The sequence below is a fragment of the Peptoniphilus grossensis genome, assembly GCF_001940285.1.
Classification (GTDB): domain Bacteria; phylum Bacillota; class Clostridia; order Tissierellales; family Peptoniphilaceae; genus Peptoniphilus_A; species Peptoniphilus_A faecalis.
Genome location: NZ_MJIH01000001.1, coordinates 1629424 through 1647250, shown reverse-complemented (window position 1 = coordinate 1647250; position 17827 = coordinate 1629424). Strand labels below are relative to the sequence as shown.

29 protein-coding genes are annotated in these 17827 nt (G+C 35.1%); 2 read left to right on the top strand and 27 right to left on the bottom strand.

Going from position 1 to position 17827, the window contains the following annotated elements:
- From secY to ahpC, 24 genes are all read right to left on the bottom strand, one after another.
- On the bottom strand, nucleotides 1-1281 hold the full coding sequence (gene secY, locus BIV18_RS07925) for a preprotein translocase subunit SecY (RefSeq protein ID WP_075660086.1): 1281 nt from the start codon (nucleotides 1279-1281) through the stop codon (nucleotides 1-3).
- A complete protein-coding gene (gene rplO / locus BIV18_RS07920) occupies nucleotides 1281-1730 on the bottom strand; it encodes a 50S ribosomal protein L15 (protein WP_019107904.1) in 450 nt (149 codons plus the stop codon). Before rplO ends, secY begins: the two co-directional genes overlap by 1 nt.
- Before the next feature lie 13 nt (nucleotides 1731-1743).
- Nucleotides 1744-1920, bottom strand: coding sequence for a 50S ribosomal protein L30 (rpmD, locus tag BIV18_RS07915; RefSeq protein WP_075660085.1), 177 nt, complete (start codon nucleotides 1918-1920; stop codon nucleotides 1744-1746).
- 10 nt (nucleotides 1921-1930) lie between these two features.
- Complete coding sequence (gene rpsE, locus BIV18_RS07910; RefSeq protein WP_075660084.1) at nucleotides 1931-2437, bottom strand: 30S ribosomal protein S5; 507 nt, start codon at nucleotides 2435-2437, stop codon at nucleotides 1931-1933.
- A 13-nt stretch (nucleotides 2438-2450) separates the two neighbouring features.
- Nucleotides 2451-2813: a 50S ribosomal protein L18 gene (gene rplR, locus BIV18_RS07905; RefSeq protein ID WP_075660083.1), complete on the bottom strand. Its 363-nt coding sequence runs from the start codon at nucleotides 2811-2813 to the stop codon at nucleotides 2451-2453.
- A gap of 15 nt (nucleotides 2814-2828) precedes the next feature.
- Nucleotides 2829-3365 (bottom strand): 50S ribosomal protein L6, encoded by a 537-nt coding sequence (rplF, locus tag BIV18_RS07900; protein ID WP_075660082.1) that lies wholly within the window; start codon nucleotides 3363-3365, stop codon nucleotides 2829-2831.
- A 14-nt stretch (nucleotides 3366-3379) separates the two neighbouring features.
- Nucleotides 3380-3775, bottom strand: coding sequence for a 30S ribosomal protein S8 (rpsH, locus tag BIV18_RS07895; RefSeq protein ID WP_075660081.1), 396 nt, complete (start codon nucleotides 3773-3775; stop codon nucleotides 3380-3382).
- Nucleotides 3776-3803: 28 nt separating this feature from the next.
- The gene (locus tag BIV18_RS07890) at nucleotides 3804-3989 is read right to left on the bottom strand and encodes a type Z 30S ribosomal protein S14 (protein ID WP_005957510.1); all 186 of its coding nucleotides are present in this window, start codon (nucleotides 3987-3989) and stop codon (nucleotides 3804-3806) included.
- Between the two features lie 11 nt (nucleotides 3990-4000).
- Nucleotides 4001-4546, bottom strand: coding sequence for a 50S ribosomal protein L5 (gene rplE / locus BIV18_RS07885; protein WP_075660080.1), 546 nt, complete (start codon nucleotides 4544-4546; stop codon nucleotides 4001-4003).
- A gap of 11 nt (nucleotides 4547-4557) precedes the next feature.
- Nucleotides 4558-4866, bottom strand: a complete 309-nt coding sequence (gene rplX, locus BIV18_RS07880) for a 50S ribosomal protein L24 (protein WP_075660079.1) — start codon at nucleotides 4864-4866, stop codon at nucleotides 4558-4560.
- 14 nt (nucleotides 4867-4880) lie between these two features.
- Nucleotides 4881-5249, bottom strand: coding sequence for a 50S ribosomal protein L14 (rplN, locus tag BIV18_RS07875; protein WP_075660078.1), 369 nt, complete (start codon nucleotides 5247-5249; stop codon nucleotides 4881-4883).
- Between the two features lie 23 nt (nucleotides 5250-5272).
- Nucleotides 5273-5527 carry a 30S ribosomal protein S17 gene (gene rpsQ, locus BIV18_RS07870; protein ID WP_075660077.1) on the bottom strand — a complete coding sequence of 85 codons (255 nt, stop codon included), beginning with the start codon at nucleotides 5525-5527 and terminating at the stop codon, nucleotides 5273-5275.
- Between the two features lie 4 nt (nucleotides 5528-5531).
- A complete protein-coding gene (gene rpmC, locus BIV18_RS07865) occupies nucleotides 5532-5738 on the bottom strand; it encodes a 50S ribosomal protein L29 (protein WP_075660076.1) in 207 nt (68 codons plus the stop codon).
- A complete protein-coding gene (gene rplP / locus BIV18_RS07860; protein WP_075660075.1) occupies nucleotides 5728-6159 on the bottom strand; it encodes a 50S ribosomal protein L16 in 432 nt (143 codons plus the stop codon). Before rplP ends, rpmC begins: the two co-directional genes overlap by 11 nt.
- A 17-nt stretch (nucleotides 6160-6176) precedes the next feature.
- Nucleotides 6177-6932, bottom strand: coding sequence for a 30S ribosomal protein S3 (rpsC, locus tag BIV18_RS07855; RefSeq protein ID WP_075660074.1), 756 nt, complete (start codon nucleotides 6930-6932; stop codon nucleotides 6177-6179).
- Nucleotides 6933-6943: 11 nt separating this feature from the next.
- Entirely contained in the window at nucleotides 6944-7279 is a 336-nt protein-coding gene (gene rplV, locus BIV18_RS07850) for a 50S ribosomal protein L22 (RefSeq protein WP_019107918.1), read from the bottom strand.
- Between the two features lie 11 nt (nucleotides 7280-7290).
- Nucleotides 7291-7575 (bottom strand): 30S ribosomal protein S19, encoded by a 285-nt coding sequence (gene rpsS / locus BIV18_RS07845; RefSeq protein WP_019107919.1) that lies wholly within the window; start codon nucleotides 7573-7575, stop codon nucleotides 7291-7293.
- A 12-nt stretch (nucleotides 7576-7587) separates the two neighbouring features.
- The gene (gene rplB, locus BIV18_RS07840; RefSeq protein ID WP_075660073.1) at nucleotides 7588-8418 is read right to left on the bottom strand and encodes a 50S ribosomal protein L2; all 831 of its coding nucleotides are present in this window, start codon (nucleotides 8416-8418) and stop codon (nucleotides 7588-7590) included.
- Nucleotides 8419-8435: 17 nt separating this feature from the next.
- On the bottom strand, nucleotides 8436-8723 hold the full coding sequence (rplW, locus tag BIV18_RS07835) for a 50S ribosomal protein L23 (RefSeq protein WP_075660072.1): 288 nt from the start codon (nucleotides 8721-8723) through the stop codon (nucleotides 8436-8438).
- Nucleotides 8723-9346: a 50S ribosomal protein L4 gene (gene rplD / locus BIV18_RS07830; RefSeq protein ID WP_075660071.1), complete on the bottom strand. Its 624-nt coding sequence runs from the start codon at nucleotides 9344-9346 to the stop codon at nucleotides 8723-8725. The genes rplW and rplD overlap by 1 nt, the downstream gene beginning before the upstream one ends.
- A gap of 17 nt (nucleotides 9347-9363) precedes the next feature.
- The gene (gene rplC, locus BIV18_RS07825; RefSeq protein WP_075660070.1) at nucleotides 9364-9996 is read right to left on the bottom strand and encodes a 50S ribosomal protein L3; all 633 of its coding nucleotides are present in this window, start codon (nucleotides 9994-9996) and stop codon (nucleotides 9364-9366) included.
- Between the two features lie 58 nt (nucleotides 9997-10054).
- Nucleotides 10055-10372: a 30S ribosomal protein S10 gene (rpsJ, locus tag BIV18_RS07820; RefSeq protein ID WP_075660069.1), complete on the bottom strand. Its 318-nt coding sequence runs from the start codon at nucleotides 10370-10372 to the stop codon at nucleotides 10055-10057.
- A 548-nt stretch (nucleotides 10373-10920) separates the two neighbouring features.
- Nucleotides 10921-12438, bottom strand: a complete 1518-nt coding sequence (gene ahpF, locus BIV18_RS07815) for an alkyl hydroperoxide reductase subunit F (RefSeq protein ID WP_075660068.1) — start codon at nucleotides 12436-12438, stop codon at nucleotides 10921-10923.
- Entirely contained in the window at nucleotides 12438-13007 is a 570-nt protein-coding gene (ahpC, locus tag BIV18_RS07810) for an alkyl hydroperoxide reductase subunit C (protein WP_075660067.1), read from the bottom strand. The genes ahpF and ahpC overlap by 1 nt, the downstream gene beginning before the upstream one ends.
- Before the next feature lie 331 nt (nucleotides 13008-13338).
- On the opposite strand from ahpC, the gene BIV18_RS07805 reads away from it, so the two are divergent.
- Both BIV18_RS07805 and BIV18_RS07800 read left to right on the top strand, forming a co-directional pair.
- On the top strand, nucleotides 13339-14136 hold the full coding sequence (locus BIV18_RS07805; protein ID WP_075660066.1) for an electron transfer flavoprotein subunit beta/FixA family protein: 798 nt from the start codon (nucleotides 13339-13341) through the stop codon (nucleotides 14134-14136).
- A gap of 8 nt (nucleotides 14137-14144) precedes the next feature.
- Nucleotides 14145-15140 carry an electron transfer flavoprotein subunit alpha/FixB family protein gene (locus tag BIV18_RS07800; protein ID WP_075660065.1) on the top strand — a complete coding sequence of 332 codons (996 nt, stop codon included), beginning with the start codon at nucleotides 14145-14147 and terminating at the stop codon, nucleotides 15138-15140.
- Nucleotides 15141-15238: 98 nt separating this feature from the next.
- Here the strand turns inward: BIV18_RS07800 and BIV18_RS07795 are convergent, their stop codons facing one another.
- Genes BIV18_RS07795 through BIV18_RS07785 form a run of 3 tightly spaced genes read right to left on the bottom strand, consistent with a single transcriptional unit; the run spans nucleotide 15239 to nucleotide 17805 of the window.
- Nucleotides 15239-16057 (bottom strand): class C sortase, encoded by an 819-nt coding sequence (locus BIV18_RS07795; protein WP_075660064.1) that lies wholly within the window; start codon nucleotides 16055-16057, stop codon nucleotides 15239-15241.
- Nucleotides 16047-16874, bottom strand: coding sequence for a class C sortase (locus tag BIV18_RS07790; RefSeq protein ID WP_178385784.1), 828 nt, complete (start codon nucleotides 16872-16874; stop codon nucleotides 16047-16049). Before BIV18_RS07790 ends, BIV18_RS07795 begins: the two co-directional genes overlap by 11 nt.
- Nucleotides 16858-17805, bottom strand: coding sequence for a class C sortase (locus tag BIV18_RS07785; RefSeq protein WP_075660399.1), 948 nt, complete (start codon nucleotides 17803-17805; stop codon nucleotides 16858-16860). The genes BIV18_RS07790 and BIV18_RS07785 overlap by 17 nt, the downstream gene beginning before the upstream one ends.
- Nucleotides 17806-17827: the final 22 nt, after the last annotated feature.

Genomic DNA, 17827 nt, shown 5'->3' with positions numbered 1-17827 from the left:
CTATTTATTCTTTAAGAAACCACGATAATTTCTCATGATTAATTGTTGTTCTAATACTCTGTGAATTTCAAGCACAACACCAACTACGATGATAATTGAAGTACCACCATAATTAAATTGTAATCCTGAAATAAGTGTTAGTATAGTTGGAAGAACTGCAAGTATAGAAAGCGCAATTGCTCCTGGCATAACCAATCTATTCAAAGTTCTACCTAAATAATCACTTGTCGGTTTACCTGCTCTAATTCCGCTAATAAAGCCACCATTAGCTTGAAGGTTTTTAGAGTATTCAACAGTATTAAATTGGATTGTCGTGTAGAAAAATGTGAAGAATACAATAAGAATTATAGTAAATATTATATAAATCACAGCTCCAGGTCCTCCAGCAGGAGTTAACCATTTTTGAATCCAATTTCTAGTTGATTCACTAGTGAACATAGCAATAGTTGCTGGAATAGCAAGTAGTGAGTTGGCAAAGATAATTGGCATAACACCAGTCATCAAAACTTTAATAGGAATATGAGTAGCTTGACCGCCATACATTTTTCTTCCTACAACTCGCTTTGCATATTGTACAGGAATTCTTCTTTCACCTTCAGTAAGTGTTACTACAAATACAACAATTGCAATTGCAATTATTACGAATAGCACTAAAAAGATTGGACTAGATTTTCCCGCTCTTACAAGAGCAACTGATTGAGCTATATCAATTGGGAATCTTGAAACGATACCTGCAAAAATTAAAATTGAAATACCATTTCCAATTCCATGTTCAGTTATTTGTTCACCTATCCAAACTAGAATAGCAGTACCTGCTACAATTGATAGGATAATTGTTGCATATTCAATAGCACTTGTTGCGTTTATAGCTTGTCTGAAAAGACCAAAAGTATAACCAATGGCTTGTACAAGAGCTATGGCGATAGAAAGATATCTAGTATACTTTGCAATAGCCTTTCTACCAGTTTCTCCCTCTTTTGCAAGAGATTCCAATGAAGGAATTGCAATTGTCAAAAGTTGAAGAATAATTGACGCAGTAACATAGGGATATATATTAGCGGCAAAAATTGTAAACCTTCTAAAGTTACCTCCTGCCATTAAATCTAGGAAGGAGAAAATTGATCCACCTGCTCCACTCATAAGTTGTGAAATAACTTGTGAGTTCATGTAAGGAACAGCAATATGTGATCCAAGTCTATATAATAGAAGCATGAATAAAGTGAAAAGCATCTTCTTGCGAATTGACTCAATTTTCCATGCATTTCTAAAAGTAGATAGCATTAAATCACCTCGGCCTTTCCTCCGCAAGCCTCAATTTTTTCTTTAGCAGATTTTGAGAAATGCTGAGCTTTTACAGTAAGTTTAACATTTAATTCACCATCTCCCAAAATTCTAATTCCGTCTTTAGCTTTTCCAGCTTTGATAAATTTATTTTCTATTAAGAATTCAGGAGTGATTTCAGTTCCTTCTTCAAATACATTAAGATCTGCTACGTTAATAACTGCATATTCCTTCTTAAAGATATTTGTAAATCCTCTCTTAGGAAGACGTCTAAATAGTGGCATTTGTCCACCTTCAAATCCAGGTCTAACTCCTCCGCCACTTCTAGCATTTTGTCCCTTGTGACCTTTGCCAGATGTTTTTCCAGTACCGGAACCTATTCCACGACCTACTCTTTTTCTAGCTTTAACTCCGCCGCCTTCATTAGGTCTTAAGTCATGTAACTTCATTAGGTACACCTCCTTATTCTACTATTTCGATCATATAATCGACTTGTTTCAACATACCTCTAATTTGAGGTGTATCATTTTTTTCAACAACTTGGTTTAATTTTTTAAGACCAAGTGCTTTTATTGTTTTTCTGTGTTTAGGTACTCTACCGATAGGACTTTTTACAAGTTTAATTTTAATTGTACTCATGATTTTCCTCCTATCCTATTATTTCATCCGCTGATTTATTTCTAAGTCTTGCAACAGATTCAACAGTTTTAAGTTGTTTTAATCCTTCAATTGTTGCATTAACTGTATTTCTTGGATTATTTGTACCAATATTCTTAGTACGAATATCAGTGATACCTGCAAGTTCACATACAGCACGAACAGCTCCGCCTGCGATAACTCCTGTACCTTCTCTTGCTGGTTTTAAGAAAACTCTACCTGCTCCATAAATTCCAGTTACTTGATGAGGAATAGAAGTATTTAGTAGGTTTACTTTTATAATATGCTTTCTAGCATCTTGTGTTGCTTTTCTTATAGCTTCAGGAACTTCAAGAGCTTTACCTGTACCTACACCAACGTGTCCATTTTTGTCGCCAACTACTACAAGAGCAGAAAATCTAAAATTTCTACCACCCTTAACTACTTTGGCAACTCTATTTATAGATACAACTCTTTCTTCAAGATCAAGTTCTGCCGCATTTATTAATGAACGCTCCATTACTTCCTCCTTCTTAGAATTTTAGCCCAGCTTCTCTAGCTGCGTCAGCAAGTGCTTTGATTTTGCCATGATATACATAACCGCTTCTATCAAAGACAACTTCTTCGATGCCTTTTTCCTTTGCTTTCTCAGCAATAGAAGCACCAACAGCCTTTGCCGCTTCAATATTTCCAGTGTTTTCTAAATTCAATGCCTTATCAAGAGTTGATGCACTTAATAAAGTATTGCCAGCTTCATCATCAATTAGTTGAGCATAAATATGCTTAGATGATCTGTAAACTGAAAGTCTTGGTTTAGCAGAAGTACCGGAGATATGATTTCTAAGTCTTTTGTGTCTTTTTATTCTATTTGCATTTTTATTAATCTTTTTTAACACTTAAATTCTCCTCTCTTACTTACCAGTCTTACCAACTTTACGTCTTACATATTCATCAGTATATCTAATACCTTTACCCTTGTAAGGTTCAGGTTCTCTGAAGCTTCTAATGTAAGCAGCATAAGCGCCAACTTGTTGTTTGTCATTACCCTTTACAATAATGGAGTTAGCTGCAGGAACTTCAACTTCAATACCTTCTGGATCTTCAAGATCAAGAGGATGTGAAAATCCTAAGTTAAGAGAAAGAACCTTTCCTTTCTTAGCAGCTCTATATCCAGTTCCGATTATTTCAAGTGATTTTGAGTAACCTTCTGTAACGCCAATTATCATATTGTAGATTAGAGTTCTAGTTAAACCGTGAAGTGCCTTAATTTTTTTAATCTCATTTGGTCTTTCTACAGTGAGAACTCCGTCATTTAATTCTATTTTTAAATCTTTATCAAAAGATTGTGTTAGTTCACCCCTTGGTCCCTTAACAGTTACTGTTTGACCGTCAATTTTAATATCAACGCCCTTTGGGATTTCAATAGGTTTTTTGCCAATTCTTGACATTTTTCACCTCCAAATTACCAAACGTAGCAGATTACCTCTCCGCCAACTTTTTCTTTTCTTGCCATTTTATCTGTAATTATTCCCTTAGATGTAGAGATAATTGCAATTCCCAGTCCTCCTAGAACTTTAGGAACATCTTCGCACTTAACATAAACTCTAAGTCCCGGTTTAGATATTCTCTTTAATCCAGAAATAACTCTTTCTCCGTCTTGAGAATACTTAAGATCAATCTTGATCATTCCTTGTTTGTCGTCTTCAACAACATCATATCCTTTAATATAACCTTCATCAAGAAGAATTTGAGCGATTTCTTTTTTGATTTTTGAACAAGGAATATCAACAGATTTATGTCTTGCATTATTTGCATTTCTAATTCTTGATAGCATATCTGCAATTGGGTCTGTCATCATATCAGTTTGCCTCCTTTCATCTAAGGCTTTACCAGCTAGCTTTTCTTACGCCAGGAATTTGTCCCTTATACGCAAGTTCTCTAAAGCATATTCTACATATTCCATATTTTTGTAAAACTGAATGTGGTCTTCCACAAATTTTACATCTAGTATATTCACGAGAAGAATACTTTTGTTTCCTCTTTTGTTTTGCAATCATTGATTTTTTTGCCACAATGTACCTCCTTAAGCCTTAGCAAAAGGCATTCCCATTTTATCTAGGAATTCTTTAGCTTCTTCATCAGTATTAGCAGTAGTTACTATGATGATGTCCATTCCTCTAATAGCATCAACTTTATCATACTCAATTTCAGGGAAGATAAGTTGTTCTTTAAGGCCTAGAGCATAGTTTCCTCTACCGTCAAAAGCAGTAGGCTTAACACCTCTAAAGTCTCTTACTCTTGGAAGGGCAACATTCATTAATTTGTCTAAGAATTCATACATTCTTTGTCCTCTTAGAGTAACCTTAACGCCAACATTTTGTCCTGCACGAAGTTTAAAGTTGGCAATTGATTTTCTCGCCTTAGTAACAACAGCCTTTTGACCTGCTATTGTAGTAAGTTCCTCTACTGCAGATTCAAGAGCTTTGTGATTGTCTTTAGCTTCACCAATTCCAATGTTAATAGTGATTTTTTCAAGTTTCGGTACTTCCATAACGTTGCTGTAGTTGAAACGTTCCATTAGGTGGCCCACAACTTCTGTCTTATATTTTTCTTGTAGTCTTGAAGTCATTATTCTACCCCCTACTTAATTACCTTTCCGCTAGATTTTGCAAATCTAACTTTTTTTCCGTCTTCTATCTTATATCCAATTCTTGTAGCTTTTCCTGATGCACTGTCAAAGTACATAACATTAGATACATGAATTGGAGCTTCCATTTTTTCTATTCCACCTGGATTTTGTGGTCCTCTAGGTTTAATGTGTTTAGTAACAATATTTACCTTTTCAACAACTACTAAATCTTTTTTAGGAATTGTTCTTAATACCTTACCAGTTTTGCCTTTATCTTTTCCGGCTATAACTTTTACGATGTCATCCTTTTTAATTTTCATATTACACCTCCAAATTATAGTACTTCCGGAGCTAGAGAAATAATTTTCATAAAGTTTCCAGCTCTTAGTTCTCTAGTTACAGGTCCAAAAATACGAGTACCAACAGGGCTTCTATCATCTTTAATTACAACAGCAGCATTGTCGTCAAAACTAATGTAAGATCCATCTTTTCTGCTGATACCCTTGTTTGTTCTAACAACAACTGCTTTTACAACAGAACCTTTTTTGACAACGCCACCGGGTGTTGCATTCTTTACAGAACAAACCACGATATCTCCGATACTAGCTGTTTTTCTATTAGTTCCACCAAGGACTTTAATTACAGATAGTTCTCTTGCACCTGAATTGTCAGCAACACGCAATCTTGTTTCTTGTTGAATCATGTTATTCTCCTTTCAAGTTAAAATTATTGAGCTTTTTCAATAATTTCTACAAGTCTCCATCTTTTATCTTTACTTAGTGGTCTAGTTTCCATAAGTTTTACGCGATCACCAATACCACATTCGTTGTTTTCATCATGAGCCTTGAATTTAGTAGTCTTCTTAAATCTCTTCTTGTAAATAGGGTGAGTTTTAAAAGTCTCAATTGCTACTACAATAGTTTTATCCATTTTATCACTTACTACAACTCCAGTTATAGTTTTTCTTGAATTTCTTTCCATGAGATTAAGCCTCCTTTCCAACTTCAAGTTCACGTTCTCTAATGATCGTCTTTACTCTTGCTATATCTCTTTTAACCATTTTAATGCTTGATGGATTGTCAAGTTGGCCTGTTGCCAATCTAAATCTCAAATTAAAAAGTTCATTCTTAAGCTCATTAACTTTATTATTTAATTCTTCGCTTGATAAATTACGAATTTCATTAGCCTTCATTTGAGTCACCATCCTTATCTTTCATAACGAATTTAGTTTTCACAGGCAGTTTCATAGATGCAAGTCTCATAGCTTCTCTTGCAACTTCTTCAGAAACACCGCCCATTTCAAATAAAATTCTTCCTGGTTTAACTACTGCAACCCAATACTCTGGAGCACCTTTACCAGAACCCATACGAGTTTCAGCAGGTTTTTCAGTAACAGGTTTGTCTGGGAAAATCTTAATCCAGATATTTCCACCTCTACGAATATATCTTGTCATAGCACGACGTGCCGCTTCTATTTGATTTGAAGTTATCCAACAAGGTTCTAAAGCTTTTATACCATATTCGCCATATGCAAGCTCATTACCACGCATAGCCTTGCCCTTCATTCTGCCTCTGTGAACTTTACGATATTTTACTCTCTTAGGCATCAACATGACTATTCCTCCCTTCTTTAAGACTCTTTATTCTTATTGTCTCTTCTATTGTTTCTGTTAAAATTATTATTTCTGTTATCGCGTCTTTTGCGATTTCTATTATCTCTGTTATCTCTAGGTTTTCTTCTTGAATCTTCTTTTAATTCAGGGAGAACTTCGCCCTTATAAAGCCAAACCTTAACGCCAATCTTACCGTAAGTAGTATCAGCTTCAGCGAAACCGTAGTCGATATCAGCTCTTAATGTTTGAAGAGGAATAGTTCCTTCAGAATAACCTTCAGTTCTTGCCATATCTGCACCGCCTAAACGACCTGATACAGCAGTCTTAATACCAAGAGCTCCTTGACGCATAGTTCTTTGAATTGCTTGTTTCATAGCACGTCTAAATGCAACTCTTCTTTCAAGAGATTCTGCAATGCTTTCAGCAACTATTTGTGCATCTAAATCTTGATTTTTAATCTCCTCAACATTTATTACAACAGATTTATTTGTAAGCTTTTCAATTTCAGCTCTAAGTTCTTCAACTCCAGCTCCGCCACGTCCAATTACCATTCCTGGTTTAGCTGTGTGAATTGAAACTTTAACTCTATTAGCAGCTCTTTCAATTTCAATCTTAGAGATTCCTGCAGTATAAAGTTTTTTCTTGACATATTTTCTAATATTGTTGTCTTCAACTAAAAGATCGGCAAAATTTTTCTTGTCTGCGTACCATTTTGAATCCCAATCTTTAATTATTCCAACACGAAGTCCATGTGGGTTTACTTTTTGGCCCATTCTCTACCTCCTTACTCTCTTTCTGCTACTACAACGCCAATGTGACTTGATCTTTTAAGGATTGGATAAGCCATACCCTTAGCCTTAGGACGAAATCTCTTCATAGTAGGTCCGTCATTAGCGTATGCTTTTTTCACATAAAGATCGTCTCTGTCCAAATTAAGGTTGTTTTCAGCATTAGCTACAGCTGATTTTAGTACCTTATAGAGTTCATGAGCTCCCCTCTTATTAGTAAATTTTAAAATAGAGAGGGCCTCATCAACACTTTTGCCGCGTATTTCAGCGCAAATATAATTCACCTTAAGAGGTGATATTCTTACATATTTTGCAATTGCTTGTGCTTGCATTATAACCCTCCTTATTTAACTGTTGTGCTCTTTTCGCTCTTGCCGCCGTGGCCTCTATATGTTCTCGTTGGAACAAATTCACCTAATTTATGTCCTACCATGTCTTCAGTAATGTATACTGGCACATGTTTTCTGCCGTCATGAACAGCAATTGTGTGTGATACAAATTCAGGGAAAATAGTTGAGCGACGAGACCAAGTTTTAATTACTTTCTTTTCGTTCTTTTCATTAAGCTCGTCAACCTTCTTTAGAAGGTGTTCATCAGCAAATGGTCCTTTTTTTATTGATCTACTCATTATACCCTCCGATTACTTAGTTCTTCTTCTTACTATATACATATCAGATTTTTTAGATTTCTTTCTAGTCTTAAGCCCTAGAGCTTTCTTGCCCCAAGGAGTCATTGGTGAAGGTCTACCTACTGGAGTTCTACCTTCTCCACCACCATGTGGGTGATCAACAGGGTTCATTGCAGATCCTCTAACATGAGGTCTTCTTCCAAGATATCTGCTCTTACCCGCTTTACCTAGTGTAATAAGTTCGTGAGAAATATTTCCAACTTGTCCAATAGTTGCCCTACATCTTTGATTTATCAATCTAAATTCACCTGAAGGAAGTCTAAGTTGAGCATATTTTCCTTCTTTAGCCATTAGTTGAGCTGATGATCCAGCACTTCTTGCTATTTGGCCGCCCTTGCCTGGAGTCATTTCGATATTGTGAATAGTAGTACCAACTGGAATGTCAGCAAGCATTAGCGCATTACCAATTTTAATATCGGCATCTGAACCTGATTCGATTACATCTCCAACTTTTAATCCATTAGGTTGAATGATATATCTCTTTTCACCATCTGCATAATGTAAAAGTGCAATGTAAGCTGTTCTATATGGATCATATTCAATAGCCGCTACTTTTGCAGGAATATTATCTTTATCTCTCTTTAAATCTATAATTCTATATTTTCTCTTAACTCCGCCGCCTCTATGTCTACTAGTAATTCTACCTTGTGAATTTCTACCGGCAGTTTTTTTGATGCTAACTAAAAGAGATTTTTCAGGTGTCTTCTTTGTAATCTCTTCAAATGTAGCAACAGTCATCTGTCTACGGGCAGGAGTTGTAGGTTTAAATCCTCTAATCGCCATTTTAATACCTCCTACTATCAGATAGAATCAAAAAATTCTATCGGTTCTGAGTCATCAGTAAGCTTAACTATAGCTTTTTTCCATGAAGGACGTCTACCTTGATGAACTCCTTGTCTTTTTAATTTTCCACGCATATTCATTGTATATACTTTTTCAACCTTAACGCCGAAGATTTCTTCAACAGCTTTTCTGATTTCAGGTTTAGTGGCATCCTTTTGCACTTCAAAAGTGTACTTATTTTCTGCCATCATATCCATGCTTTTTTCAGTAACTAAAGGTCTTTTAATAATGTCAAATTTATTCATCAGTTAAAAACCTCCTCAACAACATCTAGTGCAGCCTTTGAGATAATAAGATTATCGTATTTTAATAAATCATATACATTAATATCAGTGGCTCTAGATGTTTTTACTCCAGCGATATTTCTTGCAGCCCTTTGAACGTCCTTTTCGTCATCATTAACAACTACAAGCGCTTTTTTTCCTGCTTTAATATCCTTTAAGATGTTTGCAAAGATCTTTGTCTTTGGCTCATCCATTGTGAACTTATCAACAAGAATCATTTCACCATCTTGGAATTTGCTAGTAAGAACTGACTTAAGAGCAACTCTTCTAGCCTTCTTAGGAGTTGTATAAGAATAATCTCTTGGTTTCTTAGCGAAAACAACTCCGCCACCTCTCCATTGAGGCGATCTAATAGAACCTTGTCTTGCACGACCTGTTCCTTTTTGTCTCCAAGGCTTTCTTCCGCCTCCACGCACTTCAGCACGAGTTTTAGCAGAGTGAGTACCTTGTCTTTTATTAGCCAAAATATTTTTAACAACTAAATAAACAGCATGAGTGCTTATAGGAGCATCAAATAGCCCTTCACTTAGTTCGACTTCTTCAACAGGATTTCCCTTAATGTCAATCATTTGAATTTTAGGCATTTCTTAACCTCCCTATCTTATTTAGTCATTTTAACAGTGCTTTTAATTCTTACAGTTCCCTTCTTAGGTCCTGGGATAGCACCCTTAACTAAAATTAAATTTTTATCTGTATCTATTCTAACAATTTCTAAATTTTGAACAGTAACTCTTTCGTTACCCATTTTTCCAGCCATTCTATGGTTTTTGAATACTTTTCCTGGATAAGAAGCAGCACCCATACCACCTGGCATTCTGTGGAATTTAGAACCGTGAGTTTCTCTACCACGGCCAAAGTTATGGCGTTTGATAATACCTGCAGTTCCTTTTCCCTTTGAAGTACCAATTACATCAACATGTTCCTCTACTTCAAAAATATCTACCTTTATTTCATCTCCAAGGTTGTAAGAATCTACATCATCAGTTCTAAATTCAGAAAGATGTTTTCTATATCCTACGCCTGCCTTGTCGAAATGTCCCTTCTCAGGTTTGTTAAGTTTTTTTTCTTTAACTTCATGTGTTGCAACTTGGATAGCATTGTATCCATCACTTTCAATTGTTTTCTTTTGCACAACAACATTTGGTTCTACTTCAATAACTGAGACAGGAGTAACATTACCCTCTTCATCAATAATTTGGGTCATGCCAATTTTTTTACCTACTAAATATTTCATGTTGCACCTCCTAGTATTTACAGCGGACTTCTAAATAGAAGTCTTATAAAGCAAAGTCTTAAAGTTTAATTTCTATGTCTACACCAGCTGGTAGATTTAACTTCATAAGTGAATCTACAGTTTTTTGTGTAGGATTAAGTATATCAATTAGACGCTTGTGAGTTCTTTGCTCAAATTGTTCTCTTGAATCCTTATACATGTGTACAGCTCTTATAATTGTAATAATTTCCTTTTCTGTTGGAAGAGGAATTGGTCCAGATACTTCTGCACCGCTCTTCTTAGCAGCTTCAACAATTCTTAACGCTGAATTATCAAGTAATTCGTGATCATAAGCTTTAAGTTTAATTCTGATTTTTTGTTTGCCTTTGTTAGACATATTTACCTCCTATTCGCTAAATCCTTACTTGCGAATGGGGTTATCGATAAACGCGCCCTAGTGTATCATAGAGCCCATCTGAAAAAAATAACCCTCGCCCAAGTCCAGCTTGGACTTCTCCGTCATAATTACCTCAAAACTCCTTTTTTTCAGCAAAGTTTCGAGCAACTTATGACTTCATCGCAACATTCTTTTTTAAACGCTTAAACATTATATAGTATATTTAAGCCAATGTAAAGGAATTTTTTGAAGTAATTGAAAATTTTTCGGGAAATTTTAAACTTCTCCATTGTAATTTTTAGAGAAACTTTTTCTATAATTATAAATTAAATTGTAAGTTAAATTTATTTTAATAAAAAACTTTCTTTTTTTCTGTGTATAAAATTTTGAATTTTCTTACACCTTCTCCTCAATTCATATTCTTCTCTTTAAACCTTTTAATTTATTTTACCAATCCCGACCAATAGCTCATTCTAAAAGAGAAAAATATGGCTTAGCTTTAACTAAACCATATTTCTTCTATTATATATACAATTAGTCTATAAATTTTATTTAGTCATTAAATAATTATATGCCCCTAGTGCAGCTATGGCTCCGCTACCTTGCGCTATCACAATTTGTTTAAATGTAGAATTCGTACAATCTCCCGCTGCGTAAATTCCTTCTTTATTAGTTTTTCCAAACTCGTCTACAATAATTTCGCCACGAGAATTTTTTTCTACATTGTCGAGCCATTCAGTCGTAGGAACAAGGCCCACTTGAATAAAGCATCCCTGTGTATCTTCTGTAATTACTTCACCGCTAACTCTATCTTGATAAGTTATTTTTTCTAAAACTTTTCCACCCTCTAGACTTTGTGTAGCAGCATTAGTAATAACCCTTACATTTTTAAGTTCCTTTAACTTATCTTGTAATATAGAGTCTGCCTTTAACTCCGGTAAAAATTCTAATACTAAAACTTCCTTTGCAATGCCTGCCAAGTCAATAGCTGCTTCTATACCCGAGTTTCCTCCGCCGATTACTGTAACCCTTTTATTCTTAAATAAAGGTCCATCACAATGTGTGCAATAAGCTACGCCCTTATTTCTAAATTCAATTTCACCAGGAACTCCGATTAATCTCCACTTAGCACCAGTTGCTATAATTATTGTTTTAGACTTAAGTTCTCCATGATCAGTAATTATTTTAATTGGATTTGCTTCTATTATATTTTCTACATTTACATTATCTATAATATCCACATTATACTTTTGTACATGTTCCCTTACATAGTCCATGAATTTAGGCCCCTCAGTATATGAAAGCCCAGTAATGTTTTCTATTGCTAAAGTTTCCTTAACTTGTCCGCCAAATTCCTTAGCAACAAGCCCTGTCTTTATTCCCTTTCTGGCAGCATAAATTGCTGCAGTTGCCCCTGCAGGCCCACCGCCTATTACCAATACGTCAAATTCTTCTTTTTCATCTAGCTTTAAATCTTCTTTCTCATCTGTAACTTTATTTAAAATTTCATTAAGAGAAATCTTGCCGTTATAGAATAATTCACCCTTTAGGTAAGAAGTTGGTACAGCCAATATTCCTAATTCTTCAACATAATCCTTAAACATAGAACCATCGATCATAGTATGTTTAATTTTAGGATTAAGTACAGCCATTATATTTAAAGCTTGAACAACTTCAGGACAATTGTGGCAGCTTAGGCTTACAATAGTTTGAAAATCAAGCTCTTTATCAATTGATTTTATTCTCTTTATTTGTGACTCTTCAATCTTTGGTACTCTTCCCCCTACTTGGAGAAGTGCTAGGACAAAGGATTCAAATTCATGTCCCAAGGGAATTCCTGCAAAAGTTATTCCCTCTATATCTTCTGAAGATAAAGAAAAACTAGGAGTATACTTTAAATTTCCCTCTTTTAGTTTTAATTTATCTGATAAAGGTAATAACTCATCTATAAATTCCTTAACTTTTTTTGAATTTTCACTCTCATCAAGACTTGCAGTGATTACAACCTCTCTTTCGAGAAGTTGTAAATACTGTTTTACTTGATTTTTTAGATTTGAATCCAACATTAGATTTTACCAACAAGATCTAGTCCTGGAGTTAATGTTTCACCTGTTTCTTTCCATTTAGCTGGACATACTTCGCCAGGATTATTTCTTACAAATTGTGCCGCACGAATCTTATCGTATACTTGACTTGCATCACGGCCAATTCCATCTGCATTAATTTCAACAGTTTGAATTATTCCATCTGGATCAATAATAAAAGTAGCTCTTTGTGCCAATCCTGGCTCTTCATCAAGCACATCAAAATCTCTTGTAATTGATTTATGTGGATCAGCAAGCATTGTAAATTCTAGCTTAGAAATAGCTTCTGAATGATCATGCCAAGCTTTATGCACAAAATGTGTATCAGTTGACATAGAATAAACTTCAACACCTAATTCTTGTAATTTAGCATATTGACCTTGCATATCCTCAAGTTCCGTAGGGCATACAAAAGTAAAATCTGCCGGGTAGAACATTAACACCGTCCATTTACCTTCAAAATCTTTATTTGTAATTTCGATAAACTCTTCTTTCTTTGGACTATAGCCCATTGTTTTAAACTCTGGAATTTTCTTTCCTATTTGTGACATATTGTCCTCCTTTATTTTAATTTTAACTTTTGCGATAATATTATGATAAACATTATCAGTATTAATATACCCTAGAAATTTTTTTATAAACTTCTTTTATTAATAACATAAATTTAGTCCCCCTTTCAAATATCGCTTATTCAATTTCTTTAAAACTTCTGCGTTTAATATTTAAGGCAATGTAATATATTTTCTTCAAAAACACTAATATCCTTTTTATAAATTTATTGTTCCATAAAAGTTTTCTTCCCATCAAAATTCTTAAATCGAAATATAAATCTATTTATTAGGGTATAATATAAATATATTAAATAAATATTAAGGAGGAACTATGAAGATATTATTATTAATGAAAACTGTTCCTGACACAACTAATGCAAAAATTGACCCAGAAACTAATAACTTAATTAGAGATGGAATTAAAACTATAATAAATCCATCAGACTTATGTGGACTTAAATTTGCATTAAATATATCAGAACAAGTAGAAGAAGATGTCCAAATTGACGTGCTAACTATGGGACCACCTTCAGCAGAAAAATTTTTGCGTGATTGCATACAAATGGGTGCAGAAGAAGCTTATCTATTAGAAGGTCTTGAGTTTAAAGGATCTGACACAATAGCAACTTCCTATGCACTTGCAGAAGCGGCGAAATCAATTTGTGATTACGATATAATCTTTACAGGCGACCAAACTACAGACGGCGATACTGGACAAGTAGGCCCACAAATTGCAGAAAGACTCGGCATGAATCAAGTTACTTATCTATGCGACATAAATTATCGAGATGGCGAATTTGAAGTTAAGAGAAATATAGGCACAGGCGTTGAAACCATAAAATTATCTACACCTTTTGTTGCAACAGCCCTAAAGGGTTCAGTGAACAAGCCTTCAAAATTTGCATTAAATAGAGATGAAATTGCAAAGGAAAAAGAAATTCACGTCTTAACTGCATCTTCCCTTGGACTCGACCCTGACAAGCTTGGACAAAAGGGTTCTCTTACAATAGTAAAGGATTTAAGTGCTCCAAGAAAATCAGAAGCAGGAAACATAATTGACACTGGCTCTGCAAAGGGAAATATCAAAGAAGTCATAAAAATTTTAGAAGATAAGAAAGTATTAGTGTAGGTGATAAAATGAAAAAAGGAAATATTTGGGTAGTAAACGAAACTTCAGAAGGTTCACTTTCACTTATTACTAAAGAAACTATGTCAAAGGCAAAAGAACTTTCTGAGGATTTAGATAAAGAACTTGTATCAATTGAAATTGGATTTAATAACGACGAAATGGCAAGAGAATCAGGATACTATGGTGCCGACAAAGTAATTCAGGTAGAGGATGAGCTTTTAGAACATTACAATACCTTGGGCTTTGCAAAAGTTTTAGAAACATTAATGGATAAATACGACCCAGCAATAATAATGCTACCAGCAAGCCACAACGGTCGTGACCTTGCCGGAAGAATTTCCGCAAAAAAAGGCGTTGGACTTGTTGCAGACTGCTCCTCAGTCGAGCTAGCAGAAGATAAAAAAGATATAAAATGGATTAGACCATCCTTTGATGGAAAATTATTCTGCGACGTAAGAATTTTATCTGAAATTATGATGGCAACAATTGGAAGAGGAGCCTTTGTAGAGGCCACTCGTGACGAAAGTAAAAAGATTGAAATAATAAAAGAAGAAGTGAAACTTAAAGAAGAGGACATTGCTACAAAATTTATTGGCTTTGAAAAATCTGACATAAACCCTCTACTCGACAAACTTATGAATTCAAAAATAGTTGTATCAGGTGGATTGGGACTTGGCGGCCCAGAAAACTGGCACTTAGTAGAAGAACTTGCCGATGCTCTTGGCGGTGCAGTTGGCGCAACAAAAGCTGCAACTGACCTTGGCTGGTGTGATAAAGACCTTCAAGTTGGAGTAACTGGCGTGCAAGTAAAACCAGACTTATACATTGCCCTTGGAATATCGGGAGCAATTCAACACACAAAGGGAATGGACAACTCCGCTACAATTATTGCAATAAATAAGGACCCAGATGCAGCAATATTTAACGTAGCAAGCTATGGAATAGTAGACGATTTATTTAATATAGTTCCAGACTTAATAAAAGAAATTAAAAATAGAAAGTAAATTTTAAAGCCACGGGAAACCATGGCTTTACTTTTTATCCTATACAAAAATAGAAGACTCGAGTTACGAGCCTTAATAATATTTAATTCCTATAAGAATCAATGTCTTTTCTCTTTCTTTATATAAGTTAGCATTTTAAAGAAGACAATAATTATAGCAATCCAACCAATAACTGTAATAGCATAAATTGCATACTTCAAATGTGAAACTTCACTTTCTTTTATAACTTCTGTGGTCACATCAGCTTTCTTTTCAATAACTCTTTCTGCATTGATGAGTAACCTCTTTGGTCTAGGCGGTCTCTTTGGATGGCAAGTGAGTAATGTAATCATATCTCTACCTTCAAGGGGAAGAATTCTTTCCCAATCACTTGGATCTATAATTTCCTGACCAGTAACTTTGTACTTCAAAAGCCCACTGCGTCCATCAATTAAAATTTCATCTCCAACTTCAAGCTTGTCGATGTCATAAAACATGAGATCTCCCCACCAGCCTCTGTGTCCAGCGATGACAGATCTTGTGGACCTTCCACCTAGAGGAATACTAGTCCCATCCACTTGTGCAACTCCCCAGTCCAAATGGTCGTAATTTGCATCGAGATAAATCGGTTTTTTCATGTCAAGCTTCGGAATAATAAGATAAGCAAAAACTTCGTCTTTATCAATTCCCTTGATTTCGTAATAGCCTTTATAATCTTCGTTGTCAAATGGATCGATAATATTGTTGCCGCTCTTCTGCACTTCTTCATTATATTTTTTAAGTGCATCAGTTACCTGAGCATCTTTCTCCTTAAAGGATTCATACCTTTTGTTCGCCACAAGCTCTCTAAAGGACATAGAAGTAAAGGCAAGAAGGGGCATAAATATCCCTGCCAAGATAAATAAATATCCAATTATGACCCTAGCCTTAGCCTTCATAATATCTCCTCCTGCGTCTTCTAATATAAATAAAGATAAGGAACATAACAAGAGCCAAAATAACAAGCACCCAAATCAATGACCTGTGGTTGATCTTAGCTTTTTCCTCAGTTTCTTTTTCCCCTGGCACATATGGAATCCTATGACCACGCACCAAAAGTCTATGAGAATTAATCATATAAGGCGTACAAGTTAAAAGAGTCATGTAGTCCTTGCCATCTACTACGAGAACATAATCAAAATTCCACGGCTCGATAACTACTATTTGGTCCACTTGATAAGCTAAAGTTTCCTTGATATTTGTATAATAAAACACATCGCCCACTTCCATCTTGTCAAGGTCCCTAAAGAGTTTGACTTGTGGAAGACCTCTATGAGCTGTAATTACAGCGTGAGTTGCCTTGCCACCAACGGGAAGAGAAGTCCCTTCCAAGTGCCCACAAGCGTGTTGCAAAACATCTTCAGAAGTACCAGCAAAGACAGGAATATTTTGATCTATCTTCGGAATATCTATATAACCAATTTTTTCCCTTGCTTCGAGCATCCTTGCATAATTTGCCATACCTTTCTTTTCCCTCTCAGTATAGGGATCGGCAAGCTTAGAAGGGTCAAGGGTTTCATTATAAGCACGAGCAAGATCCATTCTCTTGTTTATCTCTTCCTCTGACATCTCAGAAACAGCTTCCTTAAATTCTATAATTTGGTTGTTATTGTCCATAGTATAATAATAATTTGAAATAATGGGATAAAGGGCAATGAGAAGACCTAGTAAAAATAATAGGATAATCTTCCAATTATTTTTAAACTTCTCCTTCACTGTCATCACCCCTATCTTTATTATCCCTTAAATCATTGTTTTTATTTACATTCATCTTAGCCATCTCAATATTTTTTGCCTTTTCAGCTTCTCTTTTTTTTGCCAATTTTTTATTTCTCTTATATTGAATAAATCTAACTAATATAATTATAGCAAAAATCAAAAGAATGATAAGCCTTTTATCAATATCTAAATTGCCGCCCTTATCTTCTCTAATCTTTTCATCTTCCTCAGGCACATAAGGAACTCTGTGTCCACGGACAATGAGCCTGTGGGTATTAATCATAATAGGAGTACAAGTAAGTAGCGTTGCATAATCTTTTCCCGGCACCACGAGGAGCTTAGAAAAATCAGAAGGTTCAATTACATCAATGTTATCAACTTCATATGCCAAAATTCCGCCAATGTTGTTGATGTAAAACTTGTCCCCAAGCTTCACCTTTTCAAGATCTGTAAAGAGTCTAGCAGAAGGAAGACCAGAATGGGCTGTTATAACAGTGTGAGTGGACTCCCCACCAATGGGAAGAGAAGTCCCTTCCAAGTGCCCGCAACCCTTTTGCAAAATTTCCTCATTAGTACCAGCGTAAATTGGCAAATCCACATCAATGGAAGGTATCTCAATGGTTCCAATTTTAGTCCTAAGTTCAAGCATCTGCGCATAATTTTCTAAAGCTCTATGCTTTTCCTCATCGCTGTAAGGATCCTTTGGAACTACATTGCCTAGATCGTCGTTGTAAATTTTGGCTAATCTAAGACGCCTATCTATTTCCTCTTGACTCAAGAGATCCCTTGCCTCTTTAAAATCAGCAACTTGATTGTTCGCCTCAATCCTATAATACCAGTTAGAGACCAAGGGATAGGAAAGTATCCCAAGACCTAAAATAAAAATAAAAATAAATAACTTATTGGATTTTTTCTTTTTTTTGCTCATCTTTTCTCCATAAAAAAGAGGC